Annotated in this window: 8 protein-coding genes; 7 read left to right on the top strand and 1 reads right to left on the bottom strand. The window is 37.5% G+C overall.

The window, feature by feature from the left end; all coding sequences use genetic code 11:
- The first annotated feature begins 53 nt into the window (after positions 1-53).
- The 7 genes from metG to glmU all read left to right on the top strand — a co-directional run bounded on the left by metG (position 54) and on the right by glmU (position 6962).
- Positions 54-2030 (top strand): methionine--tRNA ligase, encoded by a 1977-nt coding sequence (gene metG, locus DLD54_RS07185; protein ID WP_109918741.1) that lies wholly within the window; start codon positions 54-56, stop codon positions 2028-2030.
- Entirely contained in the window at positions 2030-2797 is a 768-nt protein-coding gene (locus tag DLD54_RS07180; RefSeq protein ID WP_109918740.1) for a TatD family hydrolase, read from the top strand. The genes metG and DLD54_RS07180 overlap by 1 nt, the downstream gene beginning before the upstream one ends.
- Entirely contained in the window at positions 2784-3353 is a 570-nt protein-coding gene (gene rnmV / locus DLD54_RS07175; protein ID WP_109918739.1) for a ribonuclease M5, read from the top strand. Before DLD54_RS07180 ends, rnmV begins: the two co-directional genes overlap by 14 nt.
- Positions 3343-4236, top strand: coding sequence for a 16S rRNA (adenine(1518)-N(6)/adenine(1519)-N(6))-dimethyltransferase RsmA (rsmA, locus tag DLD54_RS07170; RefSeq protein WP_109918738.1), 894 nt, complete (start codon positions 3343-3345; stop codon positions 4234-4236). The genes rnmV and rsmA overlap by 11 nt, the downstream gene beginning before the upstream one ends.
- 84 nt (positions 4237-4320) lie before the next feature.
- Positions 4321-4554 (top strand): Veg family protein, encoded by a 234-nt coding sequence (locus tag DLD54_RS07165; RefSeq protein WP_038524013.1) that lies wholly within the window; start codon positions 4321-4323, stop codon positions 4552-4554.
- A 130-nt stretch (positions 4555-4684) separates the two neighbouring features.
- Positions 4685-5515: a pur operon repressor gene (gene purR, locus DLD54_RS07160; protein ID WP_109918737.1), complete on the top strand. Its 831-nt coding sequence runs from the start codon at positions 4685-4687 to the stop codon at positions 5513-5515.
- A 61-nt stretch (positions 5516-5576) separates the two neighbouring features.
- The gene (gene glmU, locus DLD54_RS07155) at positions 5577-6962 is read left to right on the top strand and encodes a bifunctional UDP-N-acetylglucosamine diphosphorylase/glucosamine-1-phosphate N-acetyltransferase GlmU (protein ID WP_109918736.1); all 1386 of its coding nucleotides are present in this window, start codon (positions 5577-5579) and stop codon (positions 6960-6962) included.
- Between the two features lie 159 nt (positions 6963-7121).
- On the opposite strand, the gene DLD54_RS07150 is transcribed toward glmU, so the two are convergent.
- Entirely contained in the window at positions 7122-18239 is an 11118-nt protein-coding gene (locus DLD54_RS07150; RefSeq protein WP_109918735.1) for an SLAP domain-containing protein, read from the bottom strand.
- Positions 18240-18389: the final 150 nt, after the last annotated feature.

Genomic DNA, 18389 nt, shown 5'->3' with positions numbered 1-18389 from the left:
AGTGATGTAGTATAATATAGTATAATTAAGCGAAAATTAAGGAGAAAATGAATATGGCTGATAAAAAAACTTTTTATATCACAACACCAATCTACTATCCATCTGGCCGATTAACTATCGGTAATGCATATACCACAATCGCAGCTGATGTGATGGCACGTTATAAACGCAGCCAAGGCTACGATACCTTCTTTTTAACTGGTACTGATGAGCACGGATTAAAAATTGAGCAAAAAGCGGAAAAACAGGGGATTAAACCGCAAGAATTTGTAGATAAGATGGTTGTTACTTATAAAAAGTTGTGGAAAAGCCTTGATATTTCTTATGACAAATTTATTCGTACCACTGATCAAGAGCACGTCAAAGGCGTACAAAAAATATTTGAACAACTTTTAAAGCAGGGCGATATCTATCTTGGCGAATATACTGGGTGGTATTCAGTAGAAGATGAGGAATACTTTACCGAATCCCAGCTGGCTGAAGTTTATAAAGATGATGATGGTAATGTGATTGGCGGTAAGGCGCCCTCAGGTCACGACGTCCAACTAGTTAAAGAACCATCATACTTTTTCAAAATGAGTAAGTACGCTGACCGGCTTTACCAATACTATCAAGAACACCCTGACTTTATCTTGCCCCACACACGTGAGAAAGAAATGGTTAATAACTTTATTAAGCCTGGTTTGGAAGACTTGTCTGTTACTAGAACGACAGTTTCTTGGGGTATTCCAGTTCCTAGTGATCCTAAACACGTTGTTTATGTTTGGATTGATGCGTTATCTAACTATATTACAGCACTTGGTTATGGGTCAGATGATGACTCTTTATTTAAAAAGTATTGGCCTGCTGATATTCATTTAGTCGGTAAGGAAATTGTTCGTTTCCACACTATTTATTGGCCTATTATGTTGATGGCTTTGGGACTGCCATTACCTAAGCATGTTATTGGTCACGGCTGGGTATTAATGAAAGACGGTAAAATGTCTAAGTCCAAGGGTAACGCGGTCTACCCTGAATCAATAATCAGCCGCTATGGTGTTGACGCTTTGCGCTATTACTTAATGCGTGCCTTACCATTTGGCTCCGATGGTGTCTTTACACCAGAAGATTTTGTAGAGCGGGTAAATTATGACTTGGCTAATGACTTGGGTAATTTACTTAATAGAACCGTTTCAATGATTAATCAATATCAAGATGGCTTAGTAAAACCAGTAGCACAAGATCAGGATGATTTTGGTAAAGACTTGATGCAGACTGCCCAAACAGTGATTGCCAATTACAAGAAAGAAATGGATACCCTGCACTTTACCCAGGCGATTGAAGATATCTGGAAGTTTATTAACCGTGCAAATAAATATATTGATGAAACAACACCGTGGATACTAAATAAAGAAGGCAAGACTGCGGAATTAGCGCGGGTAATGTCAAACTTGGCAGAAAGTCTGCGCATTATTGCCCTATTAATTGCTCCAATAATGACGAGAACACCGGTTGAAATGTACCGTCAGTTGGGACTTGATTGGCACAATGACGAACTGAAACAACTTGAGTTTGGCGCTTGCGCATGGAACACAAAAGTGGTTGCTGATCCCAAGCCAATCTTCCCACGAGTAAAACCGGAAGAAGAAATTAAATATATTAAGGATGAAATGGCTAAGGCAAAGCCTAAGAAACAAAGTCGCAGTGAACAAGGTGAGGACAAAGAAATCAGCATTTCTGATTTTGATAAAGTTAAGATTAAAGTTGGTAAGATCTTATCTGTTGAACCAGTTCAAGGCTCTAAAAAGTTGCTACAGTTCCAGCTTGATTTTGGCAACGGCGATGAAAGACAGATTTTAAGTGGTATCAGACAATATTATCCGAATGCCAGTGAGCTGCTGGGCAGAAAGGTTCTGGCTGTCACTAATCTTAAGCCGCGTAAAATGTTAGGTCATCTGAGCCAAGGCATGCTGCTTTCCAGTGAAAAACATGGTGAAGTAAAACTGGCTTTGGTCGGTGACGAACATGAAATTGGGGCCCAACTAAGTTAATGGAATTAATTGATAACCATACTCATTTACAAGATGAACCATTTCGTGGCAAAGAAGAATTTTATTTAGATCGTGCTCAGAAGCTTGGTGTGACCAAGGTGATTTGTGCAGGACAAGATCCAGATTTTAATCACAGAGCAATTGATTTAAGTCAGCGCTTTGACCAAGTCTATGCTATGGTTGGCTACTGCCCTGATGTGGCTAAAAATTATGATCAAAAAGCAGAAGATCTTTTAATTGAACAGTTGCAAATGCCCGGTGTAGTGGCTCTGGGCGAAATTGGCTTAGATTACTATTGGTACGAGTCACCTCGCGCTATCCAAAAAGAAGTTTTTGCCAGACAGGTTGAAGTGGCTCATGAACTAAAAAAGCCGGTAGATATTCATACCAGGGATGCTTTTGGAGACTGTTATGCTATTTTAAAAAATAGCAACTTAGAATATGGTGCCGTTTTACACAGTTTTAATGGGGACGTTTCCTGGTTGAATAAATTTTTAGCTCTAAATGTCTACTTTTCATATTCCGGAGTGGTATCGTTTACGAAGGCGGTAGAAGTTCATGAAGCAGCGCGTAAAACTCCTTTAGATCGTTTGCTGGTTGAAACTGATGCGCCATATTTAACACCAAAGCCCTATCGCGGCAAACAAAATGAACCGGGAAATGTCTATTACGTGGCAAAAGCAATAGCAGAATTGAAGGGAATTTCACTAAATGAAGTTGCGCAGGCAACATACGAAAATACGATGAGGGTTTATGGTCTTAACTAAAAAACATTTTAACGCCGTGGTTGTAGTTGAAGGAAAAGATGATACTATTCGTCTTAAGCAATTTTTTCCGGGAATTGAAACAATTGAGACAAACGGGTCGGATGTACCAGAAACAGTACTAACGCAATTAAGGGAATTAGCAACCAAAAGAGAAATAATTGTTTTGACTGATCCTGATTTAAATGGTGAACGGATAAGACGATTGGTGACTGCTGCAGTGCCGACTGCTAAACAAGCGTTTATTTCTCGCAAAGAAGGGGAGCCTCAGAAGAAGGGCAACTCTTTAGGCGTTGAACATGCCTCTAAAGAAGCTCTTGCCAAAGCCTTATCGGATTTGCACGAAAACAAGCAGCCGAGTAATGATTTGACAAAAGAAAAATATCAAAAACTTGGTTTAACGAGTGGTTCTAATTCTCGTAAATTGCGTGAGCAAGTGGGGATTAAACTGCGAATTGGCTACGGCAATGCTAAGCAGTTTTACCAACGATTACAAACGTTCGGTGTTTCGCTTTCTACATTAGAACAAGCAGTTGAGGAGGCTAAAAATGAGCAATGAAATTCCTATTGGTTCTCCAATTAGAACGCAGGCAATTATTAACCGCTATTTCATGCGTGCTAAAAAGAATTTGGGTCAAAATTTTTTAGTTGATTTGGCTGCACTGCAAGGCATAGTCGAAGCAGCAGCAATTCAACCTGGTGATCAGGTAATTGAAATAGGACCAGGAATTGGTTCTTTAACTGAGCAACTACTAATTGCAGGGGCCAAAGTTTTTGCCTATGAAGTGGATGAGAATCTAAAAGAGATTTTGCATAACGAATTACCCCCTAAAGTCAACGGGCAGCCTCTTGACCAGCTTTTTAAATTAAAAATGAAAGACATTTTAAAAGCTGACTTTACAGAAGATTTAGCAGGATTTTTTGACCTTGCTAAGCCAATTAAAGTAGTTGCAAATTTACCGTATTACATTACGACGCCCATCATTTTCTTCCTTAATAATTCTTCGTTGCAATTTTCAAACTTAACTTTAATGATGCAAAAAGAAGTAGCAGAGCGCTTGAGCGCACATGCTGGAACAAAAGACTATGGTCCGTTGACAATTGCGGTTCAAGCGGAAATGAGCGTGAAGTCATTTTTGACGGTTAAAAGCAGCTCCTTTATTCCTAGACCCAAGGTTGATTCAAGTGTAGTGGTATTAAAGCCGCTACCAGAAGAAAGTAAAATAAAAATTGATGATCCCGCACATTTTAACTGGGTGGTTAAAATGTGTTTTGCACAAAGACGCAAAACATTAAATAATAATTTAAAAACACTTCTGCCTGACAGTACAAAACGGTTGCGCCTAATTAGCTCCTTAGGAGTTGATGAGCGGGTTCGACCAGAACAGTTGACACTGAAGCAGTTTGTGGAAATTGCCCGCAATGTGCCGGTTAAAAAATGACGAAAATATTCTGGGGTTGTTTTTAAAAAGAATTGAAAAAATAATAATAAAGTGGTAAAATACAACTCAAAGGAGTTGTTTTCATTGCCAACATCTATTATGACCATTAAGAGTAAGCTGGATTCACATTTAGGTGATTCGTTAACTGTAGTTGCAAGAGCAGGACGTAAGAAGGTTACCAAAAGACGAGGAGTTTTAAAGGAGACTTTTCCCGCAGTTTTTGTGGTTGACCTAGATCAAGATTCAAATAATTTTAAACATGTTTCATACAGTTACACGGATTTGTTAACCAAAAACATTACTTTAAAGTTCGATTAATCAGCTTAAAAGCTGACCGTCTAAAATTTATATCTTTTGGCATTAACATTTGGTAAAATGTTAGTGCCTTTTTTTGCGGTTGAGTGTATAGTAGTAACTGGCAAAAGACAAACAATAGAAAGGAGATTCTATGAAACGTTCAGAGAGATTAGTAGATATGACTAAATATTTAATGGAACGACCACATGACTTAATTCCGCTGCCATTTTTTGCAAAAAGGTATGGTGCAGCAAAATCATCAATTTCAGAGGATCTTGCAATTTTAAAACATACATTAGCAAATAATCAAGACGGCATATTGGAAACTGTAGCAGGAGCAGCAGGAGGTGTGCGTTACATTCCCTTTTGGGGCAAAAAGCACGCTCAGAATTATTTAAATGAATTGGCAACACGGATTGAAGATCCAGATCGTATTTTGGCTGGAGGGTTCGTTTACCTTTCAGATATTTTAGGTAATCCGGAAGACTTGGATAAGATTGGCAAATTAATTGCAACACGTTATGCTTATTCAAATATTGATATTGTGATGACTATCGAAACTAAAGGAATTGCACTAGCTCAAGCAGTTGCTCGTTACTTAAATGTTCCTTTTATTATTGCGCGCAAGCGTTCAAAGGTGACTGAGGGGGCAACTGTATCTGTAAATTATATTTCTTCTTCGCTTGATCGTGTTTCCAAAATGGAATTACCGACTAGGGTTTTAAAAGAAAATTCCAATGTTCTGCTAGTAGATGACTTTATGATGGCAGGTGGTACCCTGACTGGTATGCAACAATTAGTCAAAGAATTTAATAGCAACATTGCTGGAGTTTGTGTATTATGCGAAGCAGATTTTGATGATGTTAAATTAATTGAAGGGCACCTTTCTTTAGTTAAAATTAAACGAGTAGATGATAAGAAAAAAGTCATTATGGCAGAACCTGGTTCATTAGTTGCACACACGGAATTTGACCGCTTTTAGTTTAAGAAATGATATACTAAATGATAATTATTATTCAAGAATATAAAAGAGGCTGAAGTTAATGAAAAAATTCGTAGTTGTTTTGGCGGCTGGCAAGGGAACACGCATGAAGTCAAAACTATATAAGGTTTTACACCAAGTGTGCGGCAAGGCTATGGTCGAATACGTTGTAGATGCAGCTAAGGCAATTAAACCAGATAAGATAGTTACGATTGTTGGTAATGGTGCGGAAGAAGTAAAAAAAGTTCTTGCTGGCAAGTCTGAATTTGCTTTGCAAAAAAAACAATTAGGAACAGGAGATGCTGTCTTAACTGCTGCAGATAAACTGGCAGATCAAGATGGTGCGACCTTAGTAATAACTGGTGATACGCCATTATTTACAAGTCAAACTTTTCAAAAATTATTTGACTATCACCAAAGTAAGGACAATGCAGCTACAGTATTAACTGCTCAGGCTCCTAATCCTTATGGCTATGGTCGTATTATCCGCGATGAACAGGATAATGTCTTAAGAATTGTAGAGCAAAAAGACGGGACATTTGATGAATTAAAAATCAACGAAATTAATACTGGTGTTTTTTGCTTTGATAATAAACAGCTTTTCAAAGCCCTGAAACAGGTCAATAACCATAATGCCCAAGGTGAATATTATTTAACTGATGTTTTGGAAATTTTACGCCGTCAAGGACAAAGAATTGGTGCTTACAAAATGCGTGACTTTACTGAAAGCATTGGTGTCAATGATCGCTCTGCGTTAGCTCAAGCTAATCAGCTGATGCAAAAACGAATTAACGAAAAGCATATGGCAAATGGAGTTACCTTTATTGATCCTGCCACAGCTTATATTGATGCAGATGTTAAAATTGGTTGTGATACTCAAATTGAAGGAAATGTGGTTATTAAAGGCAATTCAGAGATTGGGTCAGGATCTATAATCGCTTCAGGCTCACGCATAATTGATTCGAAAATAGGCAATCATGTCACTGTTACTTCATCTACTATTGAAGAAGCAGAAATGGCTGATTTTTCCGATATTGGTCCAAATTCACATTTGCGTCCTAAAGCTATTATTTGCAAGGGCGTACATATCGGCAATTTTGTAGAAATTAAAAATGCTGAAATTGGTGAGGATTCTAAAGTTGGTCATTTAACTTATGTTGGGGATGCGACTTTAGGTCGTGACGTTAATGTTGGTTGTGGTACGATTTTTGCTAATTATGATGGCGTTAAAAAAGAACACACTAACGTTGGAGATCATGCGTTTATTGGTTCGGGTGCTACCTTAGTGGCACCGGTTAATATTGCTGATCATGCTTTTGTAGCAGCAGACTCAACAATTACTAAAGACGTAGCTAAATACGAAATGGCAATTGCACGCGGCCGGCAAGTGAATAAGCCTGATTATTGGCATAAATTGCCGCTTGCAAACGATCCTGAATGGAAATAGGTTAGCTATAATTTAAAATAAAAAGAGTTGGAATAAATGTGTTAATCTGAAAAATTAATCACGCTAATGAAATTTGCCAACTCTTTTTAATTTTGTTAAGCAAATAAATAGCCCTAGAGTTTCAATAACTCAAGGGCTATTTTATTTAAACTAAGTTAACTATTTAAAGTTAGCTTGCTCAACATATTTGTTTTTAGCAATAATATAATATTTCTTATTGTTGATTCTGACTGCGCTGCCGTATGTTTTGACAACTTTATGTTTATGTAAAACTTTTTTACTTATCCGAATACCGTGTTGACTGTAAACGTAAGCATTATGTTTCAGCTTAAGTTTCTTAGCGTCAATATTTGCAGCGGCAATGAATAAGCCATCGTCTAACATGTAGTAGCCTTTATTATTAATCATTTGGAAATTAACCGTATTAACAGTTGAACCTGCAAGAATAATCAGTTTATTAGCACGTTTGCCGTTTTGATCATACAGATATGAATTATGCATAATAGTCTTTTCGACCACCGGTTGCTGCTTTTCAGTCACAGGTTCGTTGACCGGGATTGCTGTAACAGCTGTAACTGCAGTTTTTTGAATTGCAATATTTGTAGCCTTAACAAAACGGTTTTGAGCAATAATGAAGTACTTCTTGCCCCGAATGGTTACTGCACTGCCATACGTATTAATATTATTGCCTTTTCTTAACACACCCGCTTTCTTAATTCGTTTGCCATGTTTATTGTAGACATAAGCATTATGTTTTAATTTTCGACTGGTTGAAACTACATTGCCAATAGCAACATAGTAGACCTGGTTCTTATTGCCTCTATCAACCAGAATGTAATAGTGTTTCCCGTTAATTTCTTTTATACCGTACGAAGTAATGATTGAACCGGCACCAAGGACAACTTTGTTAGCACGTTGACCTTTTTCGTCATATAGGTAGGCATTGTGCATTAAAGCTAATTCTTCGCTATGGCTTAAATCAAGTTCTGGTTCTTCTTTTTCTTCCTTGCCAGTATTATCAATAGGTTTATTGTCAACTGGGGCAGGGACAGATTGAGTAGTAGAGCTATGATTATTTTCGTGCTGACTATTATCATGAAGAATATGGTCAATGGTAGCAGAATCTGTAGCATCAAGATAAATTTGGTTAATAGCATCATCACGCAGTTTAGTAATTGTCTGACTGTCATTAACCTCAGGCTGATTAAGCGCATTATTTGCAGTATTAAGATCAGTATTAATTTGGTTAATAATAGCTTTCTTTTCTTGCTCAGTGTATTTGCTTGATGACTGAATTTCACTTGTAGCTGCATTTTGTGCGTCTGCCAGAGCTCCAGCAGCTATTTCTTTTTCACCAGTTAACTCTGTTGCGGCCAGCTTATCTGCGTTAATAGAATTATTGAGAGCATCTTTGGCACTTTCGTATGCTTGATCAATGCTGGTCGTATTTGCTTTGTCCTTAAATCTGTCTTTGAGAAGTTTAACAGCGGAATCATAGGCAGCTGTTAGTCTTTCTTCTTGTACTTTGCTGTTGTTGTTTAAAACATCTTCAAGTTCTTTACTATCACTTATAATAATACTGCTTATCTTGTCAACTGCATCCTTTCTGGCAGTTTCTATGCCAGTTGAATCTTGAGCTTGATCAATAGTGCCCGTTTGATCTGAGTTAGCTTTAGCTGCTTCTTGGTCAATGTAATCTTTAATTGCCTGCTTTTCAGTATCAGTATAATCGCTGCCATCCTGATGTTTTAATTTATCAACTTGGTTTTTAGCGTTAGTAGCGGTGTCAATTACCGAACCTTTAGCTATTTCTTTTTCAGCTGCAATCTTATCAGCTGCAATATCTGCAGGTGAATCACCATTGACGCGTGAATGCTCCTGGTATGCTTGATCAACGCTGGTGGTATCGGCATTTTCACCAAACTTGTCTTTTAGTTCAGCAACTGCTTTTTGGTGTTTATCAGCCAAATCGTTATTTACCTCTACTTTAAGTAAACTAATGGATTCATTTTTGGCAGCATTACCGGCGCTGTTAATATCATCTTTGGCGGTTTCGGTGATTTTATCAATCTGGTCCTTTTTGCCTGATGTATCAGCTTTAGGAGCAGTAACTGCATCAATTTTGTCCTTGGCCTTTTGACTATCATCTTTAATTTGCTCTTTTAGCCTGTCTTTTGATTCAGCTGATAATTTATCATTACCGTCAATTTCTTTAGTAATCTTATCAGCTTCTTCGTCAATGTCAGCTTTAGCATTTTCCTTATTGATAATAGTCATAGCCTCATCATAAGCAGCACTGGCAGTCTGGATATTTTGAGCTTCATCAATAGCTTTTATTTGTTCATCAATACGATCTAGCACTTCTTGAGCCAGTTTATCTTTTAATCTGTCTTTTAATGTCTTGTAGGCGTTTTTGAGTCCAGTCACACCATTAGCACCTGCAAAAGCATTTTTTTGTTCATCATTAAACCATTCTGGTTCAGTGCCGGTTTCAGGTTTAGTTAACAGACGATCAATATTTTGACCAATGTTTGCTTCATCTGGGATGTCGCTAATTGCTGTAGCCTTTTCTATATTCTGGAAACTCTGTTGATAAGCATCATCAATTGCAGCTTTAGCTGCCTTCTTCTGCTCGGCAGTTAACTGAGATTGATCAATTATATTATGGGCCTTAGTCTGTTTATCCTTTAGAATATCTTCAGCTTTTGTCTTTTGACCAGCTAGGGCAGCTTGATCCTTAATAGCATTGAACTTGTCAACTGCTTGATCTCGTTTGCCATTTATTTGGTCTTTAGCCTCTGTTTCAGATTGTTGAACAGAATTAATGTCAGTTTTTGCTTGCTCAACAATAGTTTTTATTTGGTCTTTCTGCTTTTGCTGATCCTCTGGTGACAAACCTGATTTTTCTATTGCATCATTTGCTTCTTTTTGAGCTTGTTCGACTTGAGAGATTGCCTCTTGTTTAGCTTTGACTATTTCGGCTTTTTCTTGCGCAACTTGGAAAATACGGTCGATTTCCTTTTTACCGAAATTAGGAATTTCATCCTGTTGAGCTTTACCTTGTTGGGCATTTTGAGCTTGTGCTAGTGCATTTTCGTAAGTATTCTCAAGTTTAACACCCGCAATCTTATCTATGGTTCTATTGACGGCTTCATCAAGTTGCTTTTGCAGTTCTTCAATTTGCTCTTGCTCTAGATTAGTTGCCACACTGGCAATTTCCCCTTTATTTTTAAGGTATTCCTTAAACTTGTTAATCAGATTATTTTTTTCCGCAGTCAGTTGACTAGGCAACTTGGCCTGATCAATATTTGTTTTGGCATCTTGTTCTAACTGTGACAGCTTATCACTTGTACCGGCATAAATTAAACTAATAAAGTTATTTAAAACTCGTTCAATATTATTATATCCGCTAGCGACATCATTACCGGCTAAGTCTAAACCATCAATATCAGTTTTGGCACTTGCAGAATATTCTTTCAGGCTCTTAACTATTTGATTTTTATTATCAAAGTCATCACCTAATTTGCTAATTGTGTTAATGCCCTCACTTGCCGCTGCTTGAATTTGCGTAATAGTGTTTTGCTTATTATTTCTAGCGGCAATAATATTAGCAGCAGCTTTCTTTTGCTCTTGGTCTATTTGGGCTTTCATTTTTTCAGCGACAGCGCTGTCTTCAGTTTTAGCAGCTTTAGCTTTAGCGCTAGTGGCAGCAGTTTGTAGATCGTTTAGAGCTTTAGTTAAGGCTTCTTCTTTATCAATATCACTGCCAATGTTGTTAAGAGTAGTCTCACTTTTACTTCTGGCATCATTGATTTTATCTTGAGCAGTTGCAGCAGAAATCTTGGTTTTAGCAGTGCTTAAAGCTGCGCTAATAGCATTGCTTAATTCGTCAACCTGACTTTGATCAAGTTTATTTTGCAACAGGTCATCGTTTAAGCGTTCGCTTAATTTCTGCGCTTGTTCGACCAGTTTATTGTATGCGACATTTTGTTCTTCCAGTAAAGCAGCATTATTCTTGGCATTTTGCACCATACCATTAATTGCACCTTCGCCTGCTGCTTTAGCTTTTTCAACTTCAGCTGGAGTTTGCGCTTGATAAATATTTTGGATAGCCGTTTCTTTATTTGAATTGATTTGTTCAATCAATTTGGCTTTTTCTTCGTCATTTAAGGCTGACTGGTCAATACTATTGATATCATTCTTAGCTGTTTCGGCAATATCTTCTAAATATTTATTGGCATTATTCTTAGCAGCTTGTAATTGGGCAGCACTCAAAGCTTTGTCAATGTTAATAATTCCAGTATTCTTAGCAGAATCTATATCGTTTTCAGTTTGTTGACCATTAACTTGGTTAACAGCTAAATTTTTAGCATCCGTTGCCTGACTCTTATATTTGTCCTTTTCTTCGTCGCTTAAACCTGCAATTTGGTCAATTTGAGATAAGATTCCCAGGACAGCAGGATTATTAGTTTGGCCGTTGAGTTCTTCAGTAAGCTTTTTAATAGCAGCGGCTTTAGCCTGTTTAATTTCCTGAGCATATTTATCATCTGCAGTAGACTTAATAGCTTTTATCTGCTTAATAGCAGTATCTTTAATGTCCAAGACTGAATTACTTTCTTCGGCCGCATCAATGGCTGAATTAGCAGTATCAATGATTGAATCAACGCTATCTTGATCTGCTTTATCTTTCAGGCTATTCTTGATTTCGTTAGCAGCATCTTTAATAGTTTTTCTAGCTTGCGCTTTAGTAATTGCCAAGTTGCCGCTTGCTTCAGCTTTATTAATGGCAGTAATAGTATCGGTAGTTATTTTATTGACGTCATTTTTGGTTTTGACTTTTTGTAATTTGTTGATAGCATCAGCAGCAGCCTGATTAATAGCTGTGATTGCCTGATTATATCGGGGTTTAGTGTCAGCCTGTTCTTCTTCGCTCAGCGAATTATAGGAAGAATTTAACCTATTAATTGCTTCTTGAGCAGCGCTGTTGATAGTTTTTTCGCTGTTATTTTTGGCCTCTGCCAAATCTGCAGCAGTAGCATCTGCTATTACTTGGTCAATAGCATTTTTGCCGTCGCCTTTAGCTTGATCAACTGCCTCATTAGTCTTTTGCAACTCTATATTTTGCTTAGCCTTATCCCGTTCGTCATTTATTTTTGAGATAGTCTGGCTCTTATCAGCATCAGACATTGAAGACTGATTAATGTTGTCAATTGCTTGTGTAGCAATTTTATCAATTTCGTTCTTGGCGTTATTAATATTGGTATCAAGGCTTTGAGCATCCCGGATTACCTTACGCATGTTATCGTTGCCTGTTTGCTTTTCAGTATCAACTCGATCAATAGGAGCATTCTTAACTTTGTTAACTGCATCATTGTAATCATCGTTTAACTGCTTAATTAGCTCGTCTTTTGTACTACTATTGACATTTTGTAAACCTAAAATTTTATCGTTTACATCATTGTAAACACTCAATAATTCTTTCAGGGCAGCATTTCTAGTTGACTCTAGGGCTGCTTTATCGCGAATTTTATTTAAGGCCTCGCGACTAGCATTAGCTGCTGCAGCAATTTCTTCTTTAGTCGTGGCATTTTGAATATTAGTTTTTGCTGTCGTTAATGCTGTAGCAATTTCTCCATAATAGTTATTCTTTTCCTGACCGGAAAGGTTAGGATTTTGTTCGATATCCGCACGAATTGTTTCAGCTAAAGAATTTAGTCCATTATCTTGGTTAGTTAATGCCTCATTTTTTTGTTGCTCTAAGAATTTTGCTTCTTCGCTTGCAATACTGCCAGCAACATTAGCCATAGCAGCAACGCCGTCATCTCTATCTTTAACTACTTGGTCAATGGTAAAGTCATTATAAACCTTGTTGGTTGCTGTTTCGTAGAAGCCATTAATCTTACTTGTTAAGGCGCCTTTTTGCTCGCTATTAATTTTATTATCTTCAAAAGCCTGATTAATAGTGGCTAAGTCTTTTTCTCTCTCGGCTTGCAAAGCTTTATTTGCTTGAGATTTAGCGACCGCCAATTGAGCAGCTGCCAAGTCCTTGTTGATACTATCTTTAGCAGCTTGCTTGGCAGAATTAATACCATCAGTGTCTTTAGCTGCATTAATATCTGCCTTGGCATTAGCTAAGTCTTTAGCAATCAGTTCTTTAAAATGTTGTTTATCTTCTGGGCTTAAATCGGAGTCAGCAAAGCCATCAATTTTGTCTTTAGCTGCTTGAGCTGCGTTTTCAATTTCTGTAATTGTAGTTTGACGTTGTTGATCTAAATTATTGGTAGCAGCATTCGCGGCATTATTCTGATAGTCTGTAATATTTTTAATAGCATTGTCTCGATCTGTTTCAATTGCATTTTCATCTTCGTCTTGAGAAACATTGGCAATCCCTTTATCGGCTGCAGCGTTAATTAGATCTTGATACTTAGTACTATCTGCATCACTCAGGTTCTTATTGCCCTTAATTTCAGCAATTGCTTTGTCTCTAGCAGTTTGAATATCCGTAATAGCTTGATTGCGTTGGCCCTTGATGTTCTGTTCGTTAAGCAAATCGTTTAATGCAGCAGTACCTTCTTTGGTAGCTTTGTCAATGTCTGCTGGAGTTTTTCCGTTATCAATGCGGTCGTAATATCCCTGATCTCCAGTAAGCAAATCATTGGCTTTATTCAAGGCTTCATCTTTATTTTTAGCCGTTAAGTTAGGGTTATTTTGAATTTTAGCAATAACATCTTTTTTGATTGCTTCCAGTTGGTTTTTAGCAGCAGTTTTATAGGCGTCTAAAACATTCTTTTTACCATCAATGATGTCTTGTTTAATATCGGTAAGTGAGTCATGGCTAGCAATCGTGTTGGCAGCATTAGTGACAGCCTCATCAATATTAGTTTCTTGGTCAACCCCTAAATTACTTTTTGCTTCATCTGCGTCTTGTTTAACTTGCGCTTTAGCAGCCGTCTTATAGGCGTCTAAAACATTCTTTTTACCATCAATGATGTCTTGTTTAATATCGGTAAGTGAGTCATGGCTAGCAATCGTGTTGGCAGCATTAGTGACCGCGTTATCAATATTAGTTTCTTGGTCAACCCCTAAATTACTTTTTGCTTCATCTGCGTCTTGTTTAACTTGCGCTTTAGCAGCCGTCTTATAAGCGTCTAAAACATTCTTTTTACCATCAATAATGTCCTGTTTAATATCAGTAGCAGAATTGTGACTGTCAATCGTGTTACCGGCATTGGTGACTGCATCATCAATACTAGTTTCTTTAGTTACTCCTAAATTGGTCTTAGCAGTATCTGCATCTTGTTTAACTTGTGCTTTAGCATTTTCTTTAAATGCGTTTAAGATATTTTCTTTAGCTGTTTTTTCTGCTTGGACAATATTTTGACTACTTGCAGCATTATCTTCAATTTTATCAATTGCCGCTAAGGCATCTGTCATGGCGGTTTCGGCTTTGCCAACTTGACCGAGGACATTTTCATAGACTTTAGTATAACCAACAATTTCTGCTTTAGCAGCTGCTTTGTTAATTAAACTTTTAGCAGCAGCTTTTCTCTTATTGATAATTTCGTCATCATCAGTGCCGTAAATAGATTTACTGGTATCACCAGTTGTAGTTGTCGTATCAGCAACCACTTGGTCTATTTCATCAAGATATTGTTTTTGTTCATCCTCAGGTAAACCAGAGTTTTTAATCCGCTCTTTAGCTTGAGCAGCTGTCTCCTTAATATCTTTTGCTGCTTGGTCTTTTACTTTATCCGTATGTGTGCCATTAATCTTATCAATACCATTGTTAAGATCATCTTTAGGATTATTGCTGTTAAGAATATCTTTGATAGCTTGATTTAAAGCATCTTGAATTTCAGGTCGATCATCACCATACTGTGCTATTTGCTTTTTAGCAGCAGCTTCTAATGCTGCAATTGCATCAATAGTATCTTGCACACTTGGGAGTAGAGCTTTGGCTTCTTTTTGATGGTTATTAATAGCCGCTTCATTATCGTCTTGATCAAGATCACCGTCAGGAGCAACAATTTCTTTTGGCCGCTTGAGCTTGTCTTTTATACCGTTAATTAACTCGTCTACCGGTGATTTAACATTCTCATCCTTTGAGACTGCGTCAATACCATTTTCGACTTTTGTAATTGACTGGTTAATATCAGTTTTTACATTATCTCGGTAATCTTTTCCTGCTTGATTAATGGCATTAATACCGTCATTAATAACCTGATCGATGTTGGTAGCGTTTGTTTCCGGAGCATCAACAGTTCTTATTGCCTTATCTTTTGCTGCATTTATTTTTTCTGTCTGTGAAGGAAACTTAGAAATTTGCTCATTAGCCTGGCTAGCTAACTTATCTTTTGCATCCTTTTTGGCATTTTCATACTCTGCTTGACTTTGGGCTGTTTGTATAGCCTTCTCAACCAAGTCTAAAACCGTCTTTTTTCTATTATTTACTTCGCTAATCGCAGTCTTGGAAGGTTGCACCCCGTAAACTGATTTGCCGGAATCATAATTGCTGTCCCTACTATTTGCAGCATACTTAGCGGCTTCATTCAGTGCGTCAGTGAATGCTTTTTCCTGATCTGCAGTCAAACTACTTGGCTTATTGGTTTTAGCAGCATTAATAGCAGCTATAATTGCCTGAGCGGCTTCTTGTTGTATTGCACTAAATGGTTTAATTCCCAGACTAACTATAGTAGGTCGGTCGCCACTGGCAACGTCTAACGGACTGTATTCAATAAAGTTCGCATGTGGAGTTAGTTGAATTGTGGCGTCTTTAGCCATCCTGGTAGTAATTTCGGCAGGAATGGTAATGGTGAAGGTACCATCAGGAGCAACTTTAGCGGCAAATTTGGTAGGTAATGCTGCCAAATCATTTGCTTCACCGCGATAAGTATCAACTGTTTCAGCGTATGGATTAGCTATGGTGGAATCAATAACAGCTTGACCATTTTTGTATACACCACTATCTTTAAACCTGGCTAAAACATAGGCTTCGGTACCACCAGGTAAGATATTTTTAAAAAAGCTGTCACTATCAGGACCATCTTTTGCAGGATCATAGTATAATACATGGCTTTTGACTAGTTTTGAACCATCTTCCTGACTAGTTACCGTCACATCTTCTGGGTCTATGTCTAAGAAGCCGCTTTGATTAGCCGGTGTAAATCTGATGTTATTGTAGCTTGGGTTGTCTTTATCGGAAAATGCTGCTTCGACGATAGCCCGAAATAGCTGGTCATAGCTTTGATGATTGTACTTTTGTAGCAATTCCTGGAAGTTTTCAGGCGCATTATTGAGAATAGCATTAAGCTGTGGACTATCTTTTTTTGCTTTTTCTAAGTCGAAGATTCTTTGACCGTTTAAAACTTCCAAATTGTTAACTGCAACAGTTTTAGCGGCTTTTTCAACTTGTAAAACATGAAAAGGCGGCAAGACTAAGTTGCTGCCAAGAGCAGATCCATTTAACAGTTCACCAAGGTTTAAGGACTGGCGAACATTTGTGACCGTGATTTTATTATCACCGATAATGCTGGTGCGGTCATTGTTATTCAGATGGGCGTCCAACACAAGAGAAGTAGGGTTATTAACAATCAATTGCCCGGTATTGGCCACATCAACCAATTTTATTCCACCAGTACCAGCATCACCAACTAATTGGATTTCAAAGCCACCGTTTTGCACGTTAGCTGTACCATCAATTTGCACTAGTGAACCAGTATAATTGCCCATGTTTTGTCCAGTAATCTTGAGAGCACCGCCAGAGTTAATAGCAAAATCGCCCCCAATATAAATCAGGTTTTGCTTATTTTTAGTTGAAATATTACCATTCGTGTTAACGGTAATTGCACCATTTTTGCTAATATTTACCTTTGATTTGGCGTTATCTAGGTAAATAGCTCTGGCTTGACCATTATTTTGTTTGCCCACATAATTAATTCCTTCACTTTGTCCGATGTTAATGTTCACCTGACCGTGAACAGTTACTTGCGCATCGTCACTAATGAAGATGGCACTGACTGGATTGCCGTGTTCACTGTTATTAGCACCATTTGAGCCATCATACGTCTTAAGTGGGGTCAGGTTAACAACTGCTCCTTCTTCAACATTAAGAGAATTGCCTTCTCCTCTCATTTCAATCAAGGTGCCGCCAAATGTTGAACCGTCAAAGTGGCAACCCGCTTTAAAAGTAATGCTATTATTGCTATTGGTGAATTCTAAAAGTTGCTGATTATTACCGTCAAACCAACCGCCAATATTGCTTGGAATTTTGACAGTTTCAGCGTGAATTTGGCCTTCAAAAATAATATCAGTATTATTTTTGGTATATGTTAATTGTGAACCATAAAAATCAATATTTCTAAAAGTGATTTTAGCTGTTTGTCCTCTATTCATATTAGAGGCATTAATGACACCATAGTAGTCGGTACTTTTAAGTATTAAGTTCTCGTAAGTAATATCTAGAGAAGAGTTACTGGAAAGAGTAGGGTGGTTGCTCTTGAAATCAAGGGTATATTTAGCATTACCTGCAGACTTAATTAATAAATTTCTGCCCTGTAAAGTATAGCGATTATGACCTGTCTCTTTGTCAGCACTAATATTATTGGTGATATCAATCTCGCTTACATTACTATCTGCTAGAGCTCCAGTAAAGTCCTTCCAGTTACCCACGCTTCTTTTTTCGCCAACATCTCTTAAATCTCTATTGTTGATTTTAGCAGTTAAACTGTCTTGCTTTTGCTCAGGTTGAATACTATCCGAAATATTAACTACGGTAGAATCAACCATTCCATCTTGGCTTTTTTGCGCATTATCGTTTTGCATATTGCCGGTGACAGAATTCTGTTTGTCATCTTTAACCGCGTTGGTGTCTTCGCCGTCCGTTTTGCCCCCTGCATTACTTTGCTCATTGTTGCTGCTATTTTCCCTTAAAAAAGAACTTAAGCCAGAAAACGTTCCTAAATTTGGTTCGCTTTCTGGCTTTGTGGTTTTGGTCATATTATTAGTAGCAGTAGTTGAATTTTGAGCAGCATTATCCCTAGGAGTAGGAGTGGGAGTTGCCTGAGCGTCAATTTTTGCTGTTACTTTTGACTTTTTGCTTATTTGTTGGGGTGGAATAACAGTATCAGCACTAACTGTTTTACTGCTAAGTCCTAGGTAAGTAAAGCCAAGCAATACTGAGGCAGCGCCAATACTCAATTTACGAATTGAGAAATGGTCTTGCTTAGCTTGCATTGCCATTTTTTTCACCCGTTCATTGTTATTATTCTTTCCTAACATAACAAATGTCCTTTCTTATTTGCAACTGCTATACAATTATCAATTTAGTAGATGCCTATATAAATGTCAATTATTGCGATTATAATATCATTAGTTTATACATAACAGGACTTAAAAATACAATGCTACTTATCATTTAGATAACAAAGT

It is taken from the genome of Lactobacillus helsingborgensis, assembly GCF_003173695.1.
Classification (GTDB): Bacteria; Bacillota; Bacilli; order Lactobacillales; family Lactobacillaceae; genus Lactobacillus; species Lactobacillus helsingborgensis.
The sequence above is the reverse complement of the archived record's forward strand: the minus strand, read 5'-3'. Positions and strand labels throughout refer to the sequence as shown.